This is a genomic window from Streptomyces sp. NPDC051109 (genome assembly GCF_044455885.1).
GTDB lineage: Bacteria > Actinomycetota > Actinomycetes > Streptomycetales > Streptomycetaceae > Streptomyces.
In genome coordinates this window covers 127,921-144,517 of record NZ_JBITFF010000001.1, presented here as the reverse complement: position 1 = coordinate 144,517, position 16,597 = coordinate 127,921, and the positions used below count along the sequence as shown (strand labels likewise).

The 16,597-nt window shown below is 73.3% G+C and carries 13 protein-coding genes; 4 read left to right on the top strand and 9 right to left on the bottom strand.

All coding sequences use genetic code 11. The annotated features are described in order from the left end of the window. Positions 1-22: 22 nt before the first annotated feature. Complete coding sequence (locus tag ACIBAD_RS00610) at positions 23-3,934, bottom strand: helix-turn-helix domain-containing protein (RefSeq protein ID WP_398903394.1); 3,912 nt, start codon at positions 3,932-3,934, stop codon at positions 23-25. 174 nt (positions 3,935-4,108) lie between these two features. Further along, positions 4,109-4,474 carry a hypothetical protein gene (locus ACIBAD_RS00605; RefSeq protein ID WP_134067999.1) on the bottom strand — a complete coding sequence of 122 codons (366 nt, stop codon included), beginning with the start codon at positions 4,472-4,474 and terminating at the stop codon, positions 4,109-4,111. A gap of 349 nt (positions 4,475-4,823) precedes the next feature. Between ACIBAD_RS00605 and ACIBAD_RS00600 the strand changes: the two genes are divergently transcribed. Beyond that, positions 4,824-6,938, top strand: a complete 2,115-nt coding sequence (locus ACIBAD_RS00600) for a SpoIIE family protein phosphatase (protein WP_134067998.1) — start codon at positions 4,824-4,826, stop codon at positions 6,936-6,938. A 47-nt stretch (positions 6,939-6,985) separates the two neighbouring features. Beyond that, positions 6,986-8,002: an endonuclease/exonuclease/phosphatase family protein gene (locus ACIBAD_RS00595; RefSeq protein ID WP_398903391.1), complete on the top strand. Its 1,017-nt coding sequence runs from the start codon at positions 6,986-6,988 to the stop codon at positions 8,000-8,002. Here ACIBAD_RS00595 and ACIBAD_RS00590 read toward each other — a convergent pair. Then, complete coding sequence (locus ACIBAD_RS00590; protein WP_398903389.1) at positions 7,971-8,840, bottom strand: RimK family alpha-L-glutamate ligase; 870 nt, start codon at positions 8,838-8,840, stop codon at positions 7,971-7,973. The two genes, ACIBAD_RS00595 and ACIBAD_RS00590, sit on opposite strands and share 32 nt — an antisense overlap. Positions 8,841-8,892: 52 nt before the next feature. Then, entirely contained in the window at positions 8,893-9,360 is a 468-nt protein-coding gene (locus ACIBAD_RS00585) for a nuclear transport factor 2 family protein (RefSeq protein WP_398903387.1), read from the bottom strand. A gap of 90 nt (positions 9,361-9,450) precedes the next feature. Here ACIBAD_RS00585 and ACIBAD_RS00580 point away from each other — a divergent pair, with 90 nt between their 5' ends. Together ACIBAD_RS00580 and ACIBAD_RS00575 are read left to right on the top strand one after the other, a co-directional pair. Continuing rightward, positions 9,451-10,020, top strand: a complete 570-nt coding sequence (locus ACIBAD_RS00580) for a PadR family transcriptional regulator (protein ID WP_134067994.1) — start codon at positions 9,451-9,453, stop codon at positions 10,018-10,020. Next, entirely contained in the window at positions 10,013-10,783 is a 771-nt protein-coding gene (locus ACIBAD_RS00575) for an SGNH/GDSL hydrolase family protein (RefSeq protein WP_398903948.1), read from the top strand. The genes ACIBAD_RS00580 and ACIBAD_RS00575 overlap by 8 nt, the downstream gene beginning before the upstream one ends. Here the strand turns inward: ACIBAD_RS00575 and ACIBAD_RS00570 are convergent. The 5 genes from ACIBAD_RS00570 to ACIBAD_RS00550 form a co-directional block, all read right to left on the bottom strand. Further along, on the bottom strand, positions 10,780-11,961 hold the full coding sequence (locus ACIBAD_RS00570; RefSeq protein ID WP_398903385.1) for a low temperature requirement protein A: 1,182 nt from the start codon (positions 11,959-11,961) through the stop codon (positions 10,780-10,782). The genes ACIBAD_RS00575 and ACIBAD_RS00570 overlap by 4 nt on opposite strands. 63 nt (positions 11,962-12,024) lie before the next feature. After that, entirely contained in the window at positions 12,025-14,034 is a 2,010-nt protein-coding gene (locus ACIBAD_RS00565) for a hypothetical protein (protein ID WP_398903383.1), read from the bottom strand. Positions 14,035-14,124: 90 nt separating this feature from the next. Further along, the gene (locus ACIBAD_RS00560) at positions 14,125-14,877 is read right to left on the bottom strand and encodes a hypothetical protein (RefSeq protein ID WP_398903381.1); all 753 of its coding nucleotides are present in this window, start codon (positions 14,875-14,877) and stop codon (positions 14,125-14,127) included. Positions 14,878-14,920: 43 nt separating this feature from the next. Continuing rightward, positions 14,921-15,289, bottom strand: coding sequence for a hypothetical protein (locus ACIBAD_RS00555; protein ID WP_134067990.1), 369 nt, complete (start codon positions 15,287-15,289; stop codon positions 14,921-14,923). 77 nt (positions 15,290-15,366) lie between these two features. Beyond that, a complete protein-coding gene (locus ACIBAD_RS00550) occupies positions 15,367-16,074 on the bottom strand; it encodes an aspartate/glutamate racemase family protein (RefSeq protein ID WP_398903379.1) in 708 nt (235 codons plus the stop codon). Between the last annotated feature and the right edge of the window lie 523 nt (positions 16,075-16,597).

Here is a 16,597-nt window from a genome sequence, read left to right as displayed (position 1 = left end):
TACGGCTCGCGCGCCAGCCGCCTCAGGACCTGCAGGCGTGGCCACTTTTCAGCCACGCGATGCCCGTGCGCAGCCGGCAGATCTCCGCCAGGCGGGCGCCGGGGTCCGGGTTCCACAGCCGCACCGTGCCGTCGTTGCTGCTGCTGGCGACCGTCCACCCGTCGGGGGAGAAGACCACGCCCCACACCGCGCTGGTGTGGCCCGTCAGGGCCGCCCACAGCCGCCGCCCGGCCAGGTCCCACAGCCGCACCGTACGGTCGTTGCCGCTGCTGACCAGTCGGCTGCCGTCGGGGGAGAAGGCGATGGCGCGGACGGAGCCGGTGTGACCCGACAGCACGGCTCCGGCTCCGGCCTCGGCTCCTGCTCCGGCCCCCAACCGCCGGGCGTCCCACAGCCGTACGGTGCCGTCGTTGCCGCTGCTCGCCAGCGTCCGCCCGTCCGGGCTGAACGCCACGGCCCGTACCGCACCCGCGTGGCCGGTCAGCGTGGCCAGCGGCCGCCGCCCGGGGACGTCCCACAGCCGTACGGTCAGATCGTCGCCGGCGCTCGCGAGCGTGCGGCCGTCCGGGCTGAACGCCACGTCGTTCGCGAAGTCCGTGTGGCCGGTGAGCGTCTCCAGGGCGGTACGGGAGGCCGTGTCCCAGAGCCGGACCGTCCGGTCGGAACCGGCCGAGGCCAGCGTCCGCCCGTCCGGTGAGAAGGCCACCGCGTACACGATCCCGCTGTGTCCGGTGAGTGTGCCCAGAGCCGTACGGGAGGCCGTGTCCCAGAGCCGTACGGTCCCGTCGGAACCGGCCGAGGCCAGCATCCGCCCGTCCGGTGAGAAGGCCACCGAGAACACCGTCCCGGTGTGGCCCGCGAGCGTCCCGACCACCCGCCGCCCGGCCACCTCCCACAGCAGCACCGTGTGATCGGCGTCCGCGGTGGCCAGCAGCTTCCCGTCCGGGCTGTACGCGGCATGCCAGATCTCGGTGAACGGGCGCGAGGTCAGCACCGGACCCCGCAGGTCCCAGAGCACCACCGACTGGTCGAAGGCGGCGGTGGCCAGCATCGCGCCGCCGGAGTCCACGGCGACCCCGAGCACGTAGTCGGTGTGCCCGGCCAGCGTCGAGACCTGCCGGCCGCTGCGCACGTCCCACAGCCGGGTCGTGCCGTCGCCGCCCGCACTGACGACGGTGGTGCCGTCCGGGGTGTAGGCGACCGCGTTGATGTCGTCGTTGTGCCCCGTCAGCGCCATCGTCGGACGGCTTTCGGCCACGTCCCACAGACGCAGGGTCCGGTCGACGCCCCCGGAGGCCACCGTCCGTCCGTCCGGTGCGAACGCCACCCCCAGCACCTCACCGGTGTGCCCCGCGAGGACGGCCAGCTGACGTGCCGCCACCGGGTCCCACAGGCGTACGGTCTGGTCGGCGCCCGCCGACACCAGCGTCCTGCCGTCCGGCGCGTACGCCAGGGCGTCGACCCTCCCGGTGTGCCCGGCCAGTTCGGTCACGGCGGACCCGCCGCCCGCGGGATCGCACAGCCGGACGGTCCCGTCGGCGCCCGCGACGGCGAGCGCGTGCCCGTCGGGCGCGAAGGCCACGGCCCGGGCGTCCGCCGTCTGCGCGGGCAGCACCGCGATGGCGTGGCCGTCCGTGCCCCACACCCGGACCGGCCCTTCCGTGGAGGTCGCCGCGAGCGTCCGGCCGTCGGGCCCGAAGGCGATCGCGCGCACCTGGCCCGGCATGGTCAGGGTGACCGTCGTCCGCCGGTCCGCGACCCGGCGCAGCAGCACCTTCCCGTCGGAACCGGCGCTCGCCAGCAGCCGGTTCCCCGGGGCGAACGCCACCGCGTTGACCGGTCCGCCGTGCCCCCCGAGCCGGGCGAGGAACGGCTGGGACTGCGTGCTCAGCAGCGCTCCCCGCGATTCGGGGTTCGCCTCCGTGCCGTACGCCTCCTCCGCGAGCCGCATCGAGTCCTCGGGGCGACCGGTGGCGAGGGACGTGGACCGGACGGCGAGGGCTTGCGCCCGGGCGGTGCGCTCCTGGCCGAGGGCGCCCTCCCGCTGCCGGTACGCCACCGCCCCGGCGGTCAGGGCCAGGACCAGCAGGACGACGAGCAGCGCCAGCATCCGCTGCCGGAGGCGGACCTGGTGCCTGGCCTGCGTCCGCCGCGCGTCCTCGGCGGCCCGGCTCGCGCGCAGGAAGTCCGCCTGCCGGGGGCCGAGCCGGCTCCCGCCGTCGAGTTCGTCGGCCCAGGCGCCGGCGGCGCCCAGCCGGCTCCCGCGGTACAGCACGGACGGATCGCGGCCCTCGCGTTCCCACTCCTCGGCGGCTTGGGCCAGCTGCCGGTGGACCAGCAGTCCGTCCCGGTCGGCGTGGATCCAGCCGCGCAGCCGCGGCCAGGCGTGCAGCAGGGCCTCGTGGGTGATCTCGACGGTGTCGCTGTCCATCGTGATCAGCCGGGCCCGGACGAACGCGTCGAGGGCCGCCGCGGCCCGGTCCGCGCCGGCGAGCTGTTCCATCAGCTCGGTGCGGGCCGCACGCCGCCGTGTCGCCCCCGCGCCGTCGGCGACATGGACCAGTGCCACCAGGATCCGGCGGATCGTCCGCTGCTCTTCCGGGTACAGGCGGGCGAACACGCTCTCGGCGGTGTGCGCGACCGCGCCCTGGATGCCGCCCGTCTCCTCGTACCCCGCGACCGTCAGGGTGGCCCCGGCGCGCCGCTGCCAGGTGGCCATCAGCGCGTGGGAGACCAGTGGCAGCGCACCCGACGGCGTGTCACCGGGCGCGGCCGCCACGGCGCCGGCAGCCGCCGCGGGCTGCTCCCGCAAGCCCGCGTCGCGCAACAGCAGGGGGACCAGGCCCGGTTCGAGGGTGAGCCCGGCGAGCTCCGCCGGGCGGCTGATCGACTCGCGCAGCTCGGCGACCGACATGGGCGGCAGCACGAACAGCCCGTCGGTGCAGGCCGCGGCCAGCTCGGGCAGGTCAAGGCAGCTGCCGGTGAAGTCGGCCCGTACGCCGAGCACCACGACGGCCGGGTCGGGCTCCGTCGGCTCCGGCCCTGCCGCGGCCAGGGCGCACAGGACGCGGACGAAGCCGAGCCGCTCGTCCTCGTCGGTGCAGAGGGTGAAGAGTTCCTCGAACTGGTCGACGAGCAGTACCGGCCGTACGGAGGGCGGTCGGCTCTCTCCGGCCCCGTCCGGGGTGTGGTCCGCCGGTCCCTGGACGGCTTCGAGCAGCCGCCGCGGCCGGTCGCGCAACTCCCGTACGGTGATGCCGAGATCGCCGCCCAGCACTTTCGCGGTGCGGTCCAGCAGCTCCTGGAGGGGGTGCGCGGTCGGGGTGAACCGTACGACCGGCCAGCCGTCGGCGCCCGCCATGGGGAACCCGCCGGGGCGCCGCAGTGCCGGTACGAGACCCGCGCTGAGGAGGGAGGACTTGCCGGCGCCCGACCGGCCGACGAGTACCAGCGGGCCGCTGCCGGTCCGTTCGAAGACCCGCTCGACCAGGGCGGCGGTCACCCGGTCGCGACCGAAGTACCAGTCCGCGTCGCGCGAGGTGAACGCGGCGAGGCCGCGGTAGGGACATTCGCCCATCGACTGCGACGGCGACTGCGACTGCGACGGCCCGGCCGGCGCGGCGGTGCGGGGTTTCGGCACCTCGGCCTCCGGCACCAGCTGGAGGAGGGCGCCCCCCGCCTCCAGCACCCGGTCGCAGCGCAGCGCGACATCGTGGGTGACGCGCTTGGCGCCGGTCTCGATCTTGCTCAGGTAGCCCTTGCTGTAGTGCGTACGACGGGCCAGGTCGGCCAGCGAAAGACCGCGCTGCACCCGCAGCCGCCGCAACTGGGCGGGAAAGGCCGCGCCGGATCCGGCGGCCGAGGCCGCTTCGGGTGGATCGGGCTGGTGATCGGTGTGGTGATCGGTGTCGCGTCCGCGGTCCGGGTCCCCCACGGCATCCCCCATGGCACAGCGCGCCCAGGTCGTGAGATGGAACGTCCCAGGCTACCGCGGGGGTCGGACGGCGGAACGCGCATCGGGTCGGCGTGGCGGAAAACGCGCCGTACGGCAGCCTTCCGGGTCCGCCGGGGGAGCGGCGGACCCGGAAGGTCGCGAACAGGTGCCCGACTACGGGCGATTGAGGGTGATGGAGTTGATCGGCCCGAGGTCGGCGTAGACACCCGTGCCCTGGGCGATGGGGGATCCGCAGCCCTTGCCGTCGTAGCCGGTGCACAGGCTCGCCGTGGCCCCGCCGTACTGGTTGTTGAGGACCCAGTGGCGGCCGTACTGGTTGCTCAGGTTGTGGGCTCCGTAGCTGGTGAAGACGTGGCTCGGCTTGACCGCCGGGTTCTGGTCCTGCGGGTAGATGCAGACCGACCCGTACGGACAGCCGGCCCAGTCGTCGGCGGGCCTGGCGTCGGCCGGGCCGCTCAGTGCCACGACGGCCGCCGCGGCGGTGGCGAGCGCGGCGGCGCCGCGGATCATCTTGCGCATCATGTCCCCCTGTTGGGTTGCCTCGGTGTTGACGTCGGGAGACGGGAGGTCGTGTTCCTCCCGCCGTCCCGCCGTCCCGCTGTGCTGACGCCTTCAGCCTTGCCCGGCGGCCCGCGGGGGTCGACGGGTTTCCCGTCGCCCATGGCCGGTCCCGGCCGGGAAACCCTCCCTGACCTGCCCGGTCGCCGGACCGGAGGCAACCGTCACCGGTGGTCACCGGCCGGATCCCGTCCGGCGCCGTGATGTCTTCCTCCCCGATGGCGGGCAGAATTGAGGGGGCAGCCCGTGTCCGCCGTGCGGGCGCCGGTCAGCCGCGCGCGACGAGACGCGCGCAGAAGGGGGCCTGCCGATGCCATCGGACCGGTTGGGGGGCGCGGACGACCCCGGCCCGATCCGGTCCGAACCGGGGTCCTTGCTGGAACACGTGGTGGTGGCGGTCTTCGGCATCGACGACGAGGACCGGGTCTGCTACTGGGGCCCCGGAGCGCGGAACCTCTTCGGCCACGAGGCCGGGTCCGTCCTGGCCCGGCCCGCGGCACTCCTCTTCCCCGAGCCGGCCCCCGGCGACGGCCCCGGCACGGCCGCGCACCTCGCGGAGCGCGCCCGCACCCTCGGCTACTGGCGCGTACGGCTGCCCGCGCTCCACCGGGACGGCTCGGTGTTCAACTGCGGCTTCCGGGTCTTCCCGATGACCGGGGCCTCCGGAGCCTCCGTGATCATCGGACTGGCGAGCCGGGGCGACGAGCTGGACCGGGTCAAGACCAACCTGTCCTTCCTCGACTCCCTCTTCGAGACCTGCCCGATCGGCCTGGTGATGCTGGACGAGGAGCTGCGCTACGTCCACCTCAACCAGGCCTTGGCCGACATGGACGGGATCCCGCTCGACGCGCACCTGGGCCGCCGGATGGCGGACATCATGATCACCTCGGACGGCGGGGAGTACCAGCGCATGCTGCGGTCCGTGGCGGACGAGGGCCGGACCGTGATCGGCACCCTCGTGGGCCTGCGCACACCGGGCCACCCGGACCGCGACCAGGTGCGCTCGGTCAGCTTCTTCCCGCTCACCGGCGCGGGCGACACCCGGCGCGGGGTCGGCGGACTGCTGCTGGACGTCACCGACCGCGAGCAGGCCATCCTGGAGGCGACGGCCGCCCGGCAGCGCCTGGCCCTGCTCGACCGGGCGGCGGCGGGCATCGGCACCACCCTGGACCTGCACACCACCGCGCGCGAGCTGGTCGGCTCGGTCGTCCCGGAGTTCTGCGACGCCTCCGTCGTCGAACTCGTGGAGTGGATGGACGAGAGCGAGGCCTTCGACCCGGCGCTGCCCGTGACCACCCGCCGGATCGCCTCCGGCACCACCCTCCCCGAGCCCGCCGTCGAGCTCGTCAGCGGCCTGGAGGAGGTCACGTACCCGCCGGGCTCCAACATCCACCAGATGCTGAGCACGGGCCGCCCGCTCTGCTTCACGGTCGACGAGGACTTCGCCACCCGGACGGTGGTGCACCAGGAGCGCGCGCAGCTGCTGCTGGAGAGCGGGCTGACCTGCATCCTCATGGCACCGCTGATCGCGCGCGGCACGGTGCAGGGCATCGCCATGTTCGGCCGCTCCGCGGCGCGCCCGGCCTACGCCGAGGAGGATCTCGGCCTCGCCGGCGAACTGGCCTCCCGGGCCGCCCTGTGCCTGGACAACGCCCGGCTGTACGGCAAGGTCCGGGACATCGCCCTCACCCTCCAGCGGGCCCTGCTGCCCAGCGCCCCCGCGGCGGGACCGTACGTGGACATCAGCCACCGCTACCTGCCCGGCAGCCGCGGCACCGAGGTCGGCGGCGACTGGTACGACGCGATCACCCTGCCCGACGGCCGGGTGGCCCTGGTCGTCGGCGACGTGATGGGACACGGCGTACCGGCCGCCGCGGCCATGGGCCGCCTGCGGATCACCGCGAAGACGCTCGCCCGGCACACCGCCGAGCCCGCCGCCCTGCTCCAGGAACTCGACGCCTGCGCTCAGGAGGCCGGCATCGAGTGGGCGACCTTCCTGTACCTCGTGTACGACCCCCGTACCGGCCGCGCCCGCATCGCCAACGCCGGCCACCCGCCGCCCCTGGTACGGCACCGGGACGGGACCGTCCACGCCATCGGCGACGTGCTCGGGGTGCCGCTCGGGGTGGGCGGCGTACCGTACCGGTCGGTCGAGGTCGAGATTCCCGAGGGTGCCACGGTGGCCCTGTACACCGACGGCCTCGTCGAGGCCCGCGGCCAGGACATCGACACCGGGATCGAGGCACTGCGCGACCAACTGCGCGCACCGCTGGGCTCGCTGGAGGAGGGGGTCGACCGGATCCTCGCCAACCTGCTGCCCGACACGGCGACCGACGACACGGTCCTGGTCCTCGCCCGCATCAACGCGGTCCCCGGCCGCACTCCGGGTACGGGAACCGGATCACCGCGCCGGGCGTCGTCGTAACGTGCGAGGTCGGACGGAGAGCCGACCGGGAGCGGGAGCGGGGGCGCGTGGCTGAGCGGGAGGCGGGTCAAGCGGCGGGGCGGGGGCCCGGGCGACGGCCCCGGCCGTGGTCGTGGTCGTGGCGCGGCCGTGGACGCGTCCTCGTGTGTGCCGCGGTCCTCCTCGCCTGCCTGCTGGCCTTCCACGGCGCGGTGCCCGATGCGCTGCCGGGCCGCCCCGGCAGCCTGCTCGAAACGTTCCTGCCCTGGCTCGGCCTGGTCGTCCCGGTCCTCGCCGCCCTGGCCCTGCCGCGCCGTTCGGCCGCGGCCGGGCTCGCGGTGCTGCTGCCCGCCGCCGCCTGGACCGCCCTCTTCGGCGGCCACCTGCTGCCCGGCGACGACCGGGCACCGGGCCTCCTCGCCGTCCAGCACAACGTCAGCGACGAGAACCCCGATCCGGCGGGCACCGCCCGCGCCCTGGCCGCCACCGGCGCCGATCTCCTCGCGCTGGAGGAGCTGACGTCCGCCGCCGAGCCGGTGTACGCGGCGGTGCTGGCGCCGCAGTACCCCTACCACGCGGTGGCGGGCACGGTCGGAGTCTGGTCGAAGCACCCGCTGGCGGACGTACGGCCGGTGGACATCAGACCGGCCGGTGTCGGGGAGGACTGGAACCGCGGACTGCGGGCCACCGCCCGCACACCGCAGGGCGAAGTCGCCGTGTACGTGGCGCACCTGCCCTCCGTACGCCTGAGCACGGCGCACGGCTTCGGTTCCGTACGCCGGGACGAGAGCGCCGCACTGCTCGGCGCCGTGTTGGCCGCCGAGCCGACGGACCCGCTGATCCTGCTCGGGGACCTCAACAGCACCGTGGACGACCGCGGGCTGGACCCCGTCACCTCGCGGATGGACCCGCTGAGCCGGGACTTCGCGTTCAGCTGGCCCGCTTCGCTGCCGCTGGCCCGGATCGACCAGGTCATGACCCGTTCGGCGACCGTCACGCGGATCCGGTCGCTGCCCGCGACGGGCAGCGACCACCTGCCCGTCGCCGCTCACATCACGTGGCCCGCTCGTGGACGAGGTCGGTGAAGCGGCGCAGCCCGTGCTCGCTGTGGCCCAGGAAGAGGTTGGGCTCCACCAGCTCCAGCTCCATGACGACCGGCGCCCCGTCGTCCGCCGTCGCGATGTCGACCCGCGCGTACAGCAGGGCCCGCGACCCCGGCGCGGCCGCCAGCGCGGCCTCGGCCAGCGCCAGTTCGGCCGCGGACGGCAGGTGCGGAACCAGGTCCGGATGCGGCACGCGGTCGTTGTCGACGCCCCCGACGTCGGTCAGCACCGGTCCCTTGCGGATCGCGTGGCTGAAGGCGCCGCCGAGGAAGACGAGCGCCCTTTCGCCCTCGTCGATCCGGGTCAGGTACGGCTGCACCATCGCGGTCGATCCGGCCGCGTGCAGCGCCGCGACGTGCCCGGCGGCCGCATCGTGGTGGTGCTCCGCGTACCGGGCGGTGTCGCGGGCGCCGGCCGAGACGGTCGGCTTGACGACGAACTGGCCGTTCCCGGGCAGGTCGACGGCCTCGCCGGGGCCGATGAACCGGGTGGGAACGACCGGGACGCCGCGGCCGGCGAGCTCCCCGAGGTAGCGCTTGTCGGTGTTCCAGCGCACCAGAGCGGCCGGGTTGTCGAGCCGTGTCGCGCCCTGTACCGCGTCGGCCCAGGCCAAGTATTCCGGCCACCGCGCGGCATAGTCCCAGGTGGAGCGAATGACCACCGCCGCGCACCGCGACCAGTCGAAGTCCGGGGCGTCCCAGGCCGCCGCCACGGCGTCGACCCCGCGGGCGCGCAGCGCTCCGAGCACCAGCGGCAGGTCGGAGTCCCAGGCCAGGCCCGGGTCCGACGTGGCCAGGGCCACTCTGGTCGTGCCGGTCATCAGTTGCTCCCCGTCTCTTCGCCCGCGCGCGCCGCCGGCTGCCCCGGGCAGCCTAATGACCGGCCGGCCCCCCGGCCGGAGCCGGGGCCAGACCGTCGGCGACCAGCCCGGCGAGGACCGCCTCGCCCAGGGCGTGCACCGCGGACTGCGGCCTGACCATCACCGTGAACTCCTTGATCCGGCCGTCGTCGGCGAAGTGCAGCAGGTCGATGCCGTGGATCGCCTTGCCGTTCACCGTCGCCCGGAACAGCAGGATCTCCGACGGGGCCACGGAGCCGTCGACGCTCGTCTCGGCGCTGCCGGCGTACTGCCCCACGTAGTGGAAGTCCTCGAAGGTGCGCAGCAGCACCCCGAAGAGCCCCAGCACCATCGGCCGCCCCTCGAACGGCGCGAACTTCACGGGGCTGTACAGGCGCACGTCCTCGGTGAACAGGGCCTCCAGAGCGGCGAGGTCACGGCTGTCGACGGCGGCGCGGAAGCGGCTGCTGCGGTCACGGCTTCTCCCTGAGGGTCTACTCATCAATGTGATTAGTCAGTTTCTTGAGTATCATGCGGAGGGGGTCCGTGGACAGGGGCGCCCACTGGAACAGGGCGAGAAGGAGGCGATCCGATGGCTTTGCGCCACGCCGTACTGGCGGCGCTGCTGGACGAGGAGCTGAGCGGGTACCAATTGGCGAAGGCCTTCGACCTCGGCGTCGCGAACTTCTGGCACGCGCTCCCGCAACAGCTCTACGCCGAGCTGACCCGGCTGGAGCAGGACGGGCTGATCACGGGCCGGGAAGTGGTCCAGGACACCCGGCCCAACAAGCGCCTGTTCACCGTCACCGACGCCGGGCTCGCCGAGCTCGAACAGTTCACCGCATCCGCCACCAAGCCCTCCTCCATCCGCGACGACCTCATCGTCAAGGTCCAGGCCGCCGACCACGTCGACACCGCGACGCTCGTCGCGCAGCTCACCGAGCGCGCCGACTTCGCCCGGGCCAAGGTCGAGCTGTTCGGCGGCCTGCTGCGCACCATGCGACGCGACCGCTCCGAGGAGGACTTCCTGCGGGAGGGCGAGCGCATCGGCCCGTACCTGACCTGCCTGCGCGGTCTCGCCTTCGAGCAGGGCAACCGCGACTGGTGCGAGCGCACGATCGCGGTCCTGCGGGAACGGGAGGCGGCCCGTGCCGATCGCTGAGCACCCGTACCTGCGGTACGTGGCCCTGGGCGACAGCCAGACCGAGGGACTCGGGGACGGCGACGACACCACCGGCCTGCGCGGGCTGGCCGACCGGCTCGCCGAGCACCTCGCGCTCCACGGCCCCGGTGTCCGGTACGCCAACCTGGCCGTCCGCGGCCGCCTCGCCGGGCAGGTCCGCGCCGAGCAGCTCGGCCCCGCGCTCGCCCTGCGCCCCGACCTGGCCACCGTGGTCGCCGGGGTCAACGACGTGCTGCGGCCGCGGTTCGACGCCGACGAGGTAGCCGGTCACCTGGAGGCGATGTTCGGCGCGCTCACCGCCCAGGGCGCCCGGGTCCTCACCCTGACCTTCCCGGACCTCGCGCGGATCACCCCGCTCGCCCGCCCGCTCGCCCCGCGCGTGAGCGCCCTCAACGAGAGGATCCGCACGGCCGCCGGGCGCCACGGAGTGGTCGTCGTCGAGACGGGACACCATCCTGTGGTCACCGACCCCCGGCTGTGGAGTGCGGACCGGCTGCACGCCAGTCCGCTCGGCCACGAGCGGATCGCCGCCTCGCTCGCGCACGCCCTCGGCCTGCCGGGCAGCGACGACTCCTGGACCCACCCGCTGCCGCCCGACCGGACGGCCCGCCCCACGGTCGCCGCCGAACTGCGCTGGGCCGCCGCGTTCCTGGGGCCCTGGCTGGGCAGGCGCCTGCGCGGCCGCTCCTCCGGGGACGCCCGTACGCCGAAGCGCCCCGAGCTCCTGCCCGTGGCTCCCTAAAGGGTTGCCGCCGCCAGGCGGCGGCGCTGCACCGTGCGCGCGTAGAAGAGGTGGGCGATCGCCTCGGCGGCCAGCAGCAGCACCACCAGCCACGGCGGGAGGTGCCCGGCGGCCCAGACCACGAGCAGCGGGATGCCGATGCCGGGAACGGCCCAGACGGCGACGGAGGCCGGCGGCCGGCCGTAGCGCAACGCGATGGCGGCGTGGGCCGCGTGGTACAGGGCCAGGCCGCCGGCCAGGACCCACGCCGCGCCGGTCGGCAGCCGGGCGTGGTCGGCCTCCTCGACGGCGGTGGCCAGCCCGGCCGCCATGCACAGCACGCCCGCGGTCACGAAGAAGTGCAGGAAGCCGCCGACGTCGCGGGCGAGCAGGTAGGCCCGGCGGTCGTCGGCCCTGGCGAACATCAGTTCGGCCGAGGTCGAGCCGAAGTCGAAGTACGACCACCAGAGCGCGGCGAGCAGTACGAAGCCGAGGACGCCGACGACCCCGGCCCCCGGGGTCCAGGTGTGGTCGGCGGAGGTCACCAGCGCGATGACGGACTCGCCGAGCACGATGATGACGAAGAGGCCGACCCGCTCGACGACGTGCCCGGTGTCCAGTCGGGCGGGCAGCCCGCGGCCGCGCGCGGTGAGCAGCAGCGCCATCTCTGCGGCGATGAGCACCGCCCACACGACGTACTGCCAGGGCGCGGGTACCGCGGCGGATCCGGCCCACAGCAGGCCCGAGGCCAGGCAGTAGCTCAACGGGCGCCAGCGCGGGACGCGCAGGGGTTCGGGGTACTTGGTGGCCGGCCACCAGAGCCCGAGCAGCACCAGCCGGGTGCCGGCGTACCCGAGGGCGTAGACGGAGCCGCGGTCGGTGTCGGCCCCGGGCACGGCGCAAGCCATGACGGCGATGCAGAGCATGGCGGACAGCATGAGGAGCCGGCGGCGGGGGCTGTTGTCGACGAAGAGGTTCGCCGAGACCATCAGGTTGATCCACAGCCACCAGGGCGGGAAGTAGAGCCCCAGGAACACGGCGAAGTCGCGCGGGCTCGGATCGCCGTGGAGCTGGTGGGCGAGCTGGGAGGCGAGTGCGACGAAGACGAGGTCGAGGAAGAGTTCGAGCCAGTCGGCGTGCCTCCCCGCCTCCGGGTGACCGGCGTTGTCCGCCTCCGCGGCCGACTGGGGTGTGCTCATGCGTCCGCCCGGGTCCGTTCCGCCGCCCTCGCGGCCTGCTTCCCGTATGACATCACGGTATGACTAGTCGAGGGCGTGCGACGCGGCACGGGCCTCCAGGAGGTGCCGGCGTCCGGCGACGGAGGCGAGCAGGGCGCTCGTGGAGGCGAGGCAGACGACGAGGGAGGAGATGGTCAGGGACAGGGACACCGCCGGAGTGCCCACCGAGAGGGCGGAGGTCGCCAGCAGGGCGACGACCATGCCCGTGGCGTTGATCAGGTTGAGCCGGCGGCTCGCGTAGGCGTGCAGCACCTCGGCGCTGCCGGAGGGATGCTGACGCCGGGTCTGGAGCTGCTCCAGGAGGCTGGCCATGACCACGGCGACGGGGATCACGCCGGACCACTGCGCGTACTCCACGAAGAGCTCCAGGATCGTCGCGGCCAGGCAGACGAGCAGGCAGAACAGGTTGACCCAGATGACCCGGAGGACGTCCTTGCGGCGCGGCACGTAATCCAGCCGGAGCGTGGTGCGTTCGACCCGGTGGCCCCCTTCGCCGGCGGCCTCGTCGCCCTCCGCGGACTCCGCGGCCCGGGACTCCGCGAAGCGGACGACGAACTGCTCCGGCAGCCCGTGCGGGGCCTCGTCCTCCCCGTCGGACGGGGCGTGGGCCGGTTCGACGGCCCACCGCGCGTCGGACGTCCCGATGCCGGCCAGCTCGACCCCTTCGGGCGTGGGGACGGCCAGCTGGTTGCGGGCCTCGGTCGGCAGGCAGAGCTCCAGCTCCGCCGATACGCCGAGCAGCCCGCGCCGGCGCAGGACGCATTTGCCGTCGTAGCCGTAGTGCAATCGCGGGGAGGTGCCGTACGCGGTGTCCAACTCGGCGACCAGCGGGAGGTAGCGCGTGGCCGCGAGGATGCGGGCGCCGAGCTCGCCGCCCGTGACCTCGGTCGCCGTCGCCAGCAGCGTCGCGACGGTCTCGTGCTGGCGGCTCTGCACGGCCGAGCTGAGGGCGAGGGAGATCTCCCGGTGCGAGGTGCGGGCCTCGATACCGGGCCCGCGTCCGCGTCCGCGGCCGGTGTCGCCGTCGTCGCCCGCGTCTTCCCCGCTGTCGTCCGCGAGCCAGTACGAGACCGCGTTCGCGATGTACGACTGCACCTCGATCTGTTTCAGCGAGGGCACCACCCCGCCGTTCGCATCCCTGATGTCGAGCTTGTCCAGCGTCTCGCCGTAGTTCCAGGGGAAGATGTCGATCACCGCGTGGGCGTTCTGGATACCGGCGGCGTACAGCGTCGAGGTGATCGAGTGGTGCGCCCTGCGCCGGCCGACCACCTCGACCACGTGGTCGCGGACCATGACCGTGTGCGGGAAGTGCGCGAAGTCCTCCGCGACGGACAGGCTCGCCGACACCTCCGGCATGCCCCGCCGGTCCGAGCCCCGCCCGGCCTCCAGGGCCAGCGCCGCCGTCAGGGTAGGGGCGGGGGCCCGGCGTTCGCTGTAGTACGTGACCAGGTCGCGGGCGAGCCGGCCGATCCGCGCGGCGGCCAGGTCGCGCGGGGGCCGGGACCCGGCCAGGAGCCCGTCCAGACGTACGATCGCCCGGCCGTCGACCTCCGTCTGGGTGGCCAGGATCAGCGCGACCGACCGTACGACCTCCGCCAGCAGGGCCAGTTCGCGGGTGTCCGCCCCCGACGTGAGCGCGGCGGCCGCCGCCCGGCTCGCCGCCTCCGGATGGCCGGCGAGCAGGGCCGTGTGGCAGACGGCCGCCAGCCGGTTGAGGGCCCGGTCCGGGTTGGAACAGGCCAGGTGGCGGACCTGTTCGACGTACCAGCCGATCCTGTCGGTGTGGAACGGGTCGAGCGGCTGGTGGTAGTACGCGGCGGCCAGCCGGTGGGCGCGTCTGAGCGTCGCGTCCTCCTCCTCGCCGAGCCGGTCGAGGAGGTCCTTGCGCAGCAGGGGCCGCAGTCGGAACTCCTCGGTCGCCGCCATCGGGCGGGGCTCGATCACGGGCAGCCGTACCAGCGGCCCGCTGTCGGCCGGGACCCCGAGCGCATCGGCGGTGTACTCGACGATGTCCGGATCGAACCAGTCGTACACGCAGAGGTGTTCGAGCAGCGAGCGCCGGGCGGGCGGCAGCGCGGCGAACGTGCCGCGGATGCGGCGCAGGACGAGGTCCGTGTCCAGGGGTCAGCCCTCCCGGGTGAAGTGGGACAGGAACTCCGAGATCGCCGAAGGCAGCCCGTCCAGTTTGCTGCACAGCTCATCGGCGGAACCCTTGAGCTCTTCGATGCCGGCCAGGTCGATCCACTCCTGGACGGTCGCGGCGTCGAACGGGGGCAGGATCAGGTTCCGAACGGCGCCGGCGTAGGGGTGCGAGAGGCTGGGGACGCTCCGTCCGGCGAGGAGGACGGTGATGCGGCGGGTGGCCAGCAGGTCCGGCAGGAAGCTGGTACTGATCCAGCTCTGCAGCGGCGGCTCGCAGCGGTCGAAGCCGTCCAGGACCACGATCGGTCCGGAGCCGGGACCGGTGGCCGATTCCGCCAGGCGCGCGACGAGTTCGTCGCTCATGGCGGAGTTCTGGGTCTCGCGGTCGGCGTTGACGCTCAGGGCGATGTCGAGGTGCGAACGGTCCATCGACATCCCGTGGAAGTTCACGGTCGGCACCTCGCCGTAGCGCTGCTTGAGCGCGCGGAAGGAGTCCATCCGGATTCCCTGCCCGGAAGCCTGGCGGTAGATGTGGTTCAGTACGTCGAACGCCGCCCAGGTGGTGGCGAGGTCGACGTAGCAGACCGTGCTGTCACCGTGCCGCCGGTGGACCTCGATGAGCAGGGCCGTCTTGCCGATTCCCTCGTCGCCCTCGAAGAACAGGGCCCGGTGCGGGGCGCCGTCGCGGATCATCCGGGCGGTGTCCGCCAGTTGCCGGGCGCGGTCTACGTGCACGCTGTCTTCCCCCCCGGAAGTCCCCTGAGCGCTGCCGACCGGATCAGCTGGCGGGCTGCCCGCCGCCGCTGCCAGGTCCTGTACCCGTACCCGTACCCGTGCCCGTACCCGTTCCGGTGCCGGGCTCGGGGTCGCCGTCCTTGCGCACGACGATCCAGCTGTCCTTCACCTTGGTGTCGACGAGCCCGACCTTTGCGCCCTTGACGGTGCTGACCAGGGATTTCAGAATCTTGGAGCGCTTCGTGTGCACGGTCTGGTCGGCCGGGTCCCCCTCCGGGGCGGCCTCGACGGCGAGGCCCCACAGCCGCACCCGCAGCTTTTTGATCCGGTGCCGCATGGACCACAGGACGAGGCCCAGCACCAGCACGGCGACCCCGGCCACGGCGGCCTGCTGCCAGTTCTCGACGACCACGCCTACCCCCCTCGGTTGGCTTGATAGCGCCGAAGCATGGCACGGGGCGGACCGCTCGATTCCGAGTACCGATGGATTCAAGCCATGTGCGGATGTGTCGACAGCGCCGCCTCGACCGCGGCTTCGGCATGGATCCGTGCGGTGGGGAAGACGGGTACGGGGCTGTGTCCGGTGCCGATGAGCAGCTCGATCTCGGTGCAGCCGAGGATGATCCCCTGGGCGCCGGCGGCCACGAGCTCCTCGATGACGTGCTGGTAGGCGGCGCGCGATTCCTCGCGGACGATGCCCAGGCACAGCTCCTCGTAGATCACCCGGTGCACGAGCGCGCGCCCCGCGGCGTGCGGGACCGACACCTCCAGCCCGCTCGCGGCGAGTCGGCCGCGGTAGAAATCCTGCTCCATCGTGAACGCGGTGCCCAACAGGCCGACGCGCGTCAGCCCCGCCGCCCGCACGGCGTCGGCGGTGGCGTCGGCGAGGTGCAGCAGCGGCACCGAGATGCCGGCCTGGACCCGGTCGGCGACCTTGTGCATGGTGTTGGTGCAGATGAGGACGAGATCCGCACCGGCCGCTTCCAGCCGCCGGGCGGCCGCCGCCAGCACCTCGCCGGCCTCGGCCCACCGCCCTTCGGCCTGGAGCCGCTCGATCTCCGCGAAGTCCACGGAGTACAGCACGCACGGGGCCGAATGCAGCCCTCCGAGCCGGTCCCGGGTGAGCTCGTTCAACAGCCGGTAGTACTGGGCGGTCGACTCCCAGCTCATTCCTCCGAGCAGTCCGATCGTTTTCATAAGCGTGGAAGCTATCAGAGGAGATTTGTATAAGTATTCCTTTGGTGTGCTGGAGGGTGAACCACGCGCCGCCGGTGCCGGGGGTCCGGCGCCGGCGGCGCGTGGTTCAGTGGGTTGATCACCCCCAGATGTCAGGACTCCGCGGAGCCCTCGCGCATGACGTTTTGGAAGACCGTCATACACGGCATGCAGTGGAGGTCTGTATCGGCGTTGCCTCCCGGCTGGAGGGGGCGGCCGCACAGGGTGGCCCGGCGATCGCGGGCGACGACGTGCCATACGAGGCCAGGCCCTGTGGCCGCCTCACCGACCTGCATTTCATACATGAGAGTGCTCCATGTGGTGGACAGCTCCGTGTCTCCACCAAAGCAGTGCATGGCGCCGAAAGCCTGACGGGTGAGCCGTCCGGGTGACATCCGCCCGCCGGATTCGTTCACCTGTGCGAGGCGGGAGGGCGGGGGGTCGCAATACAGAAATACCCCGGACCAAATTGACGGCCGGGGTATTCATCAGCGTATATTTGATG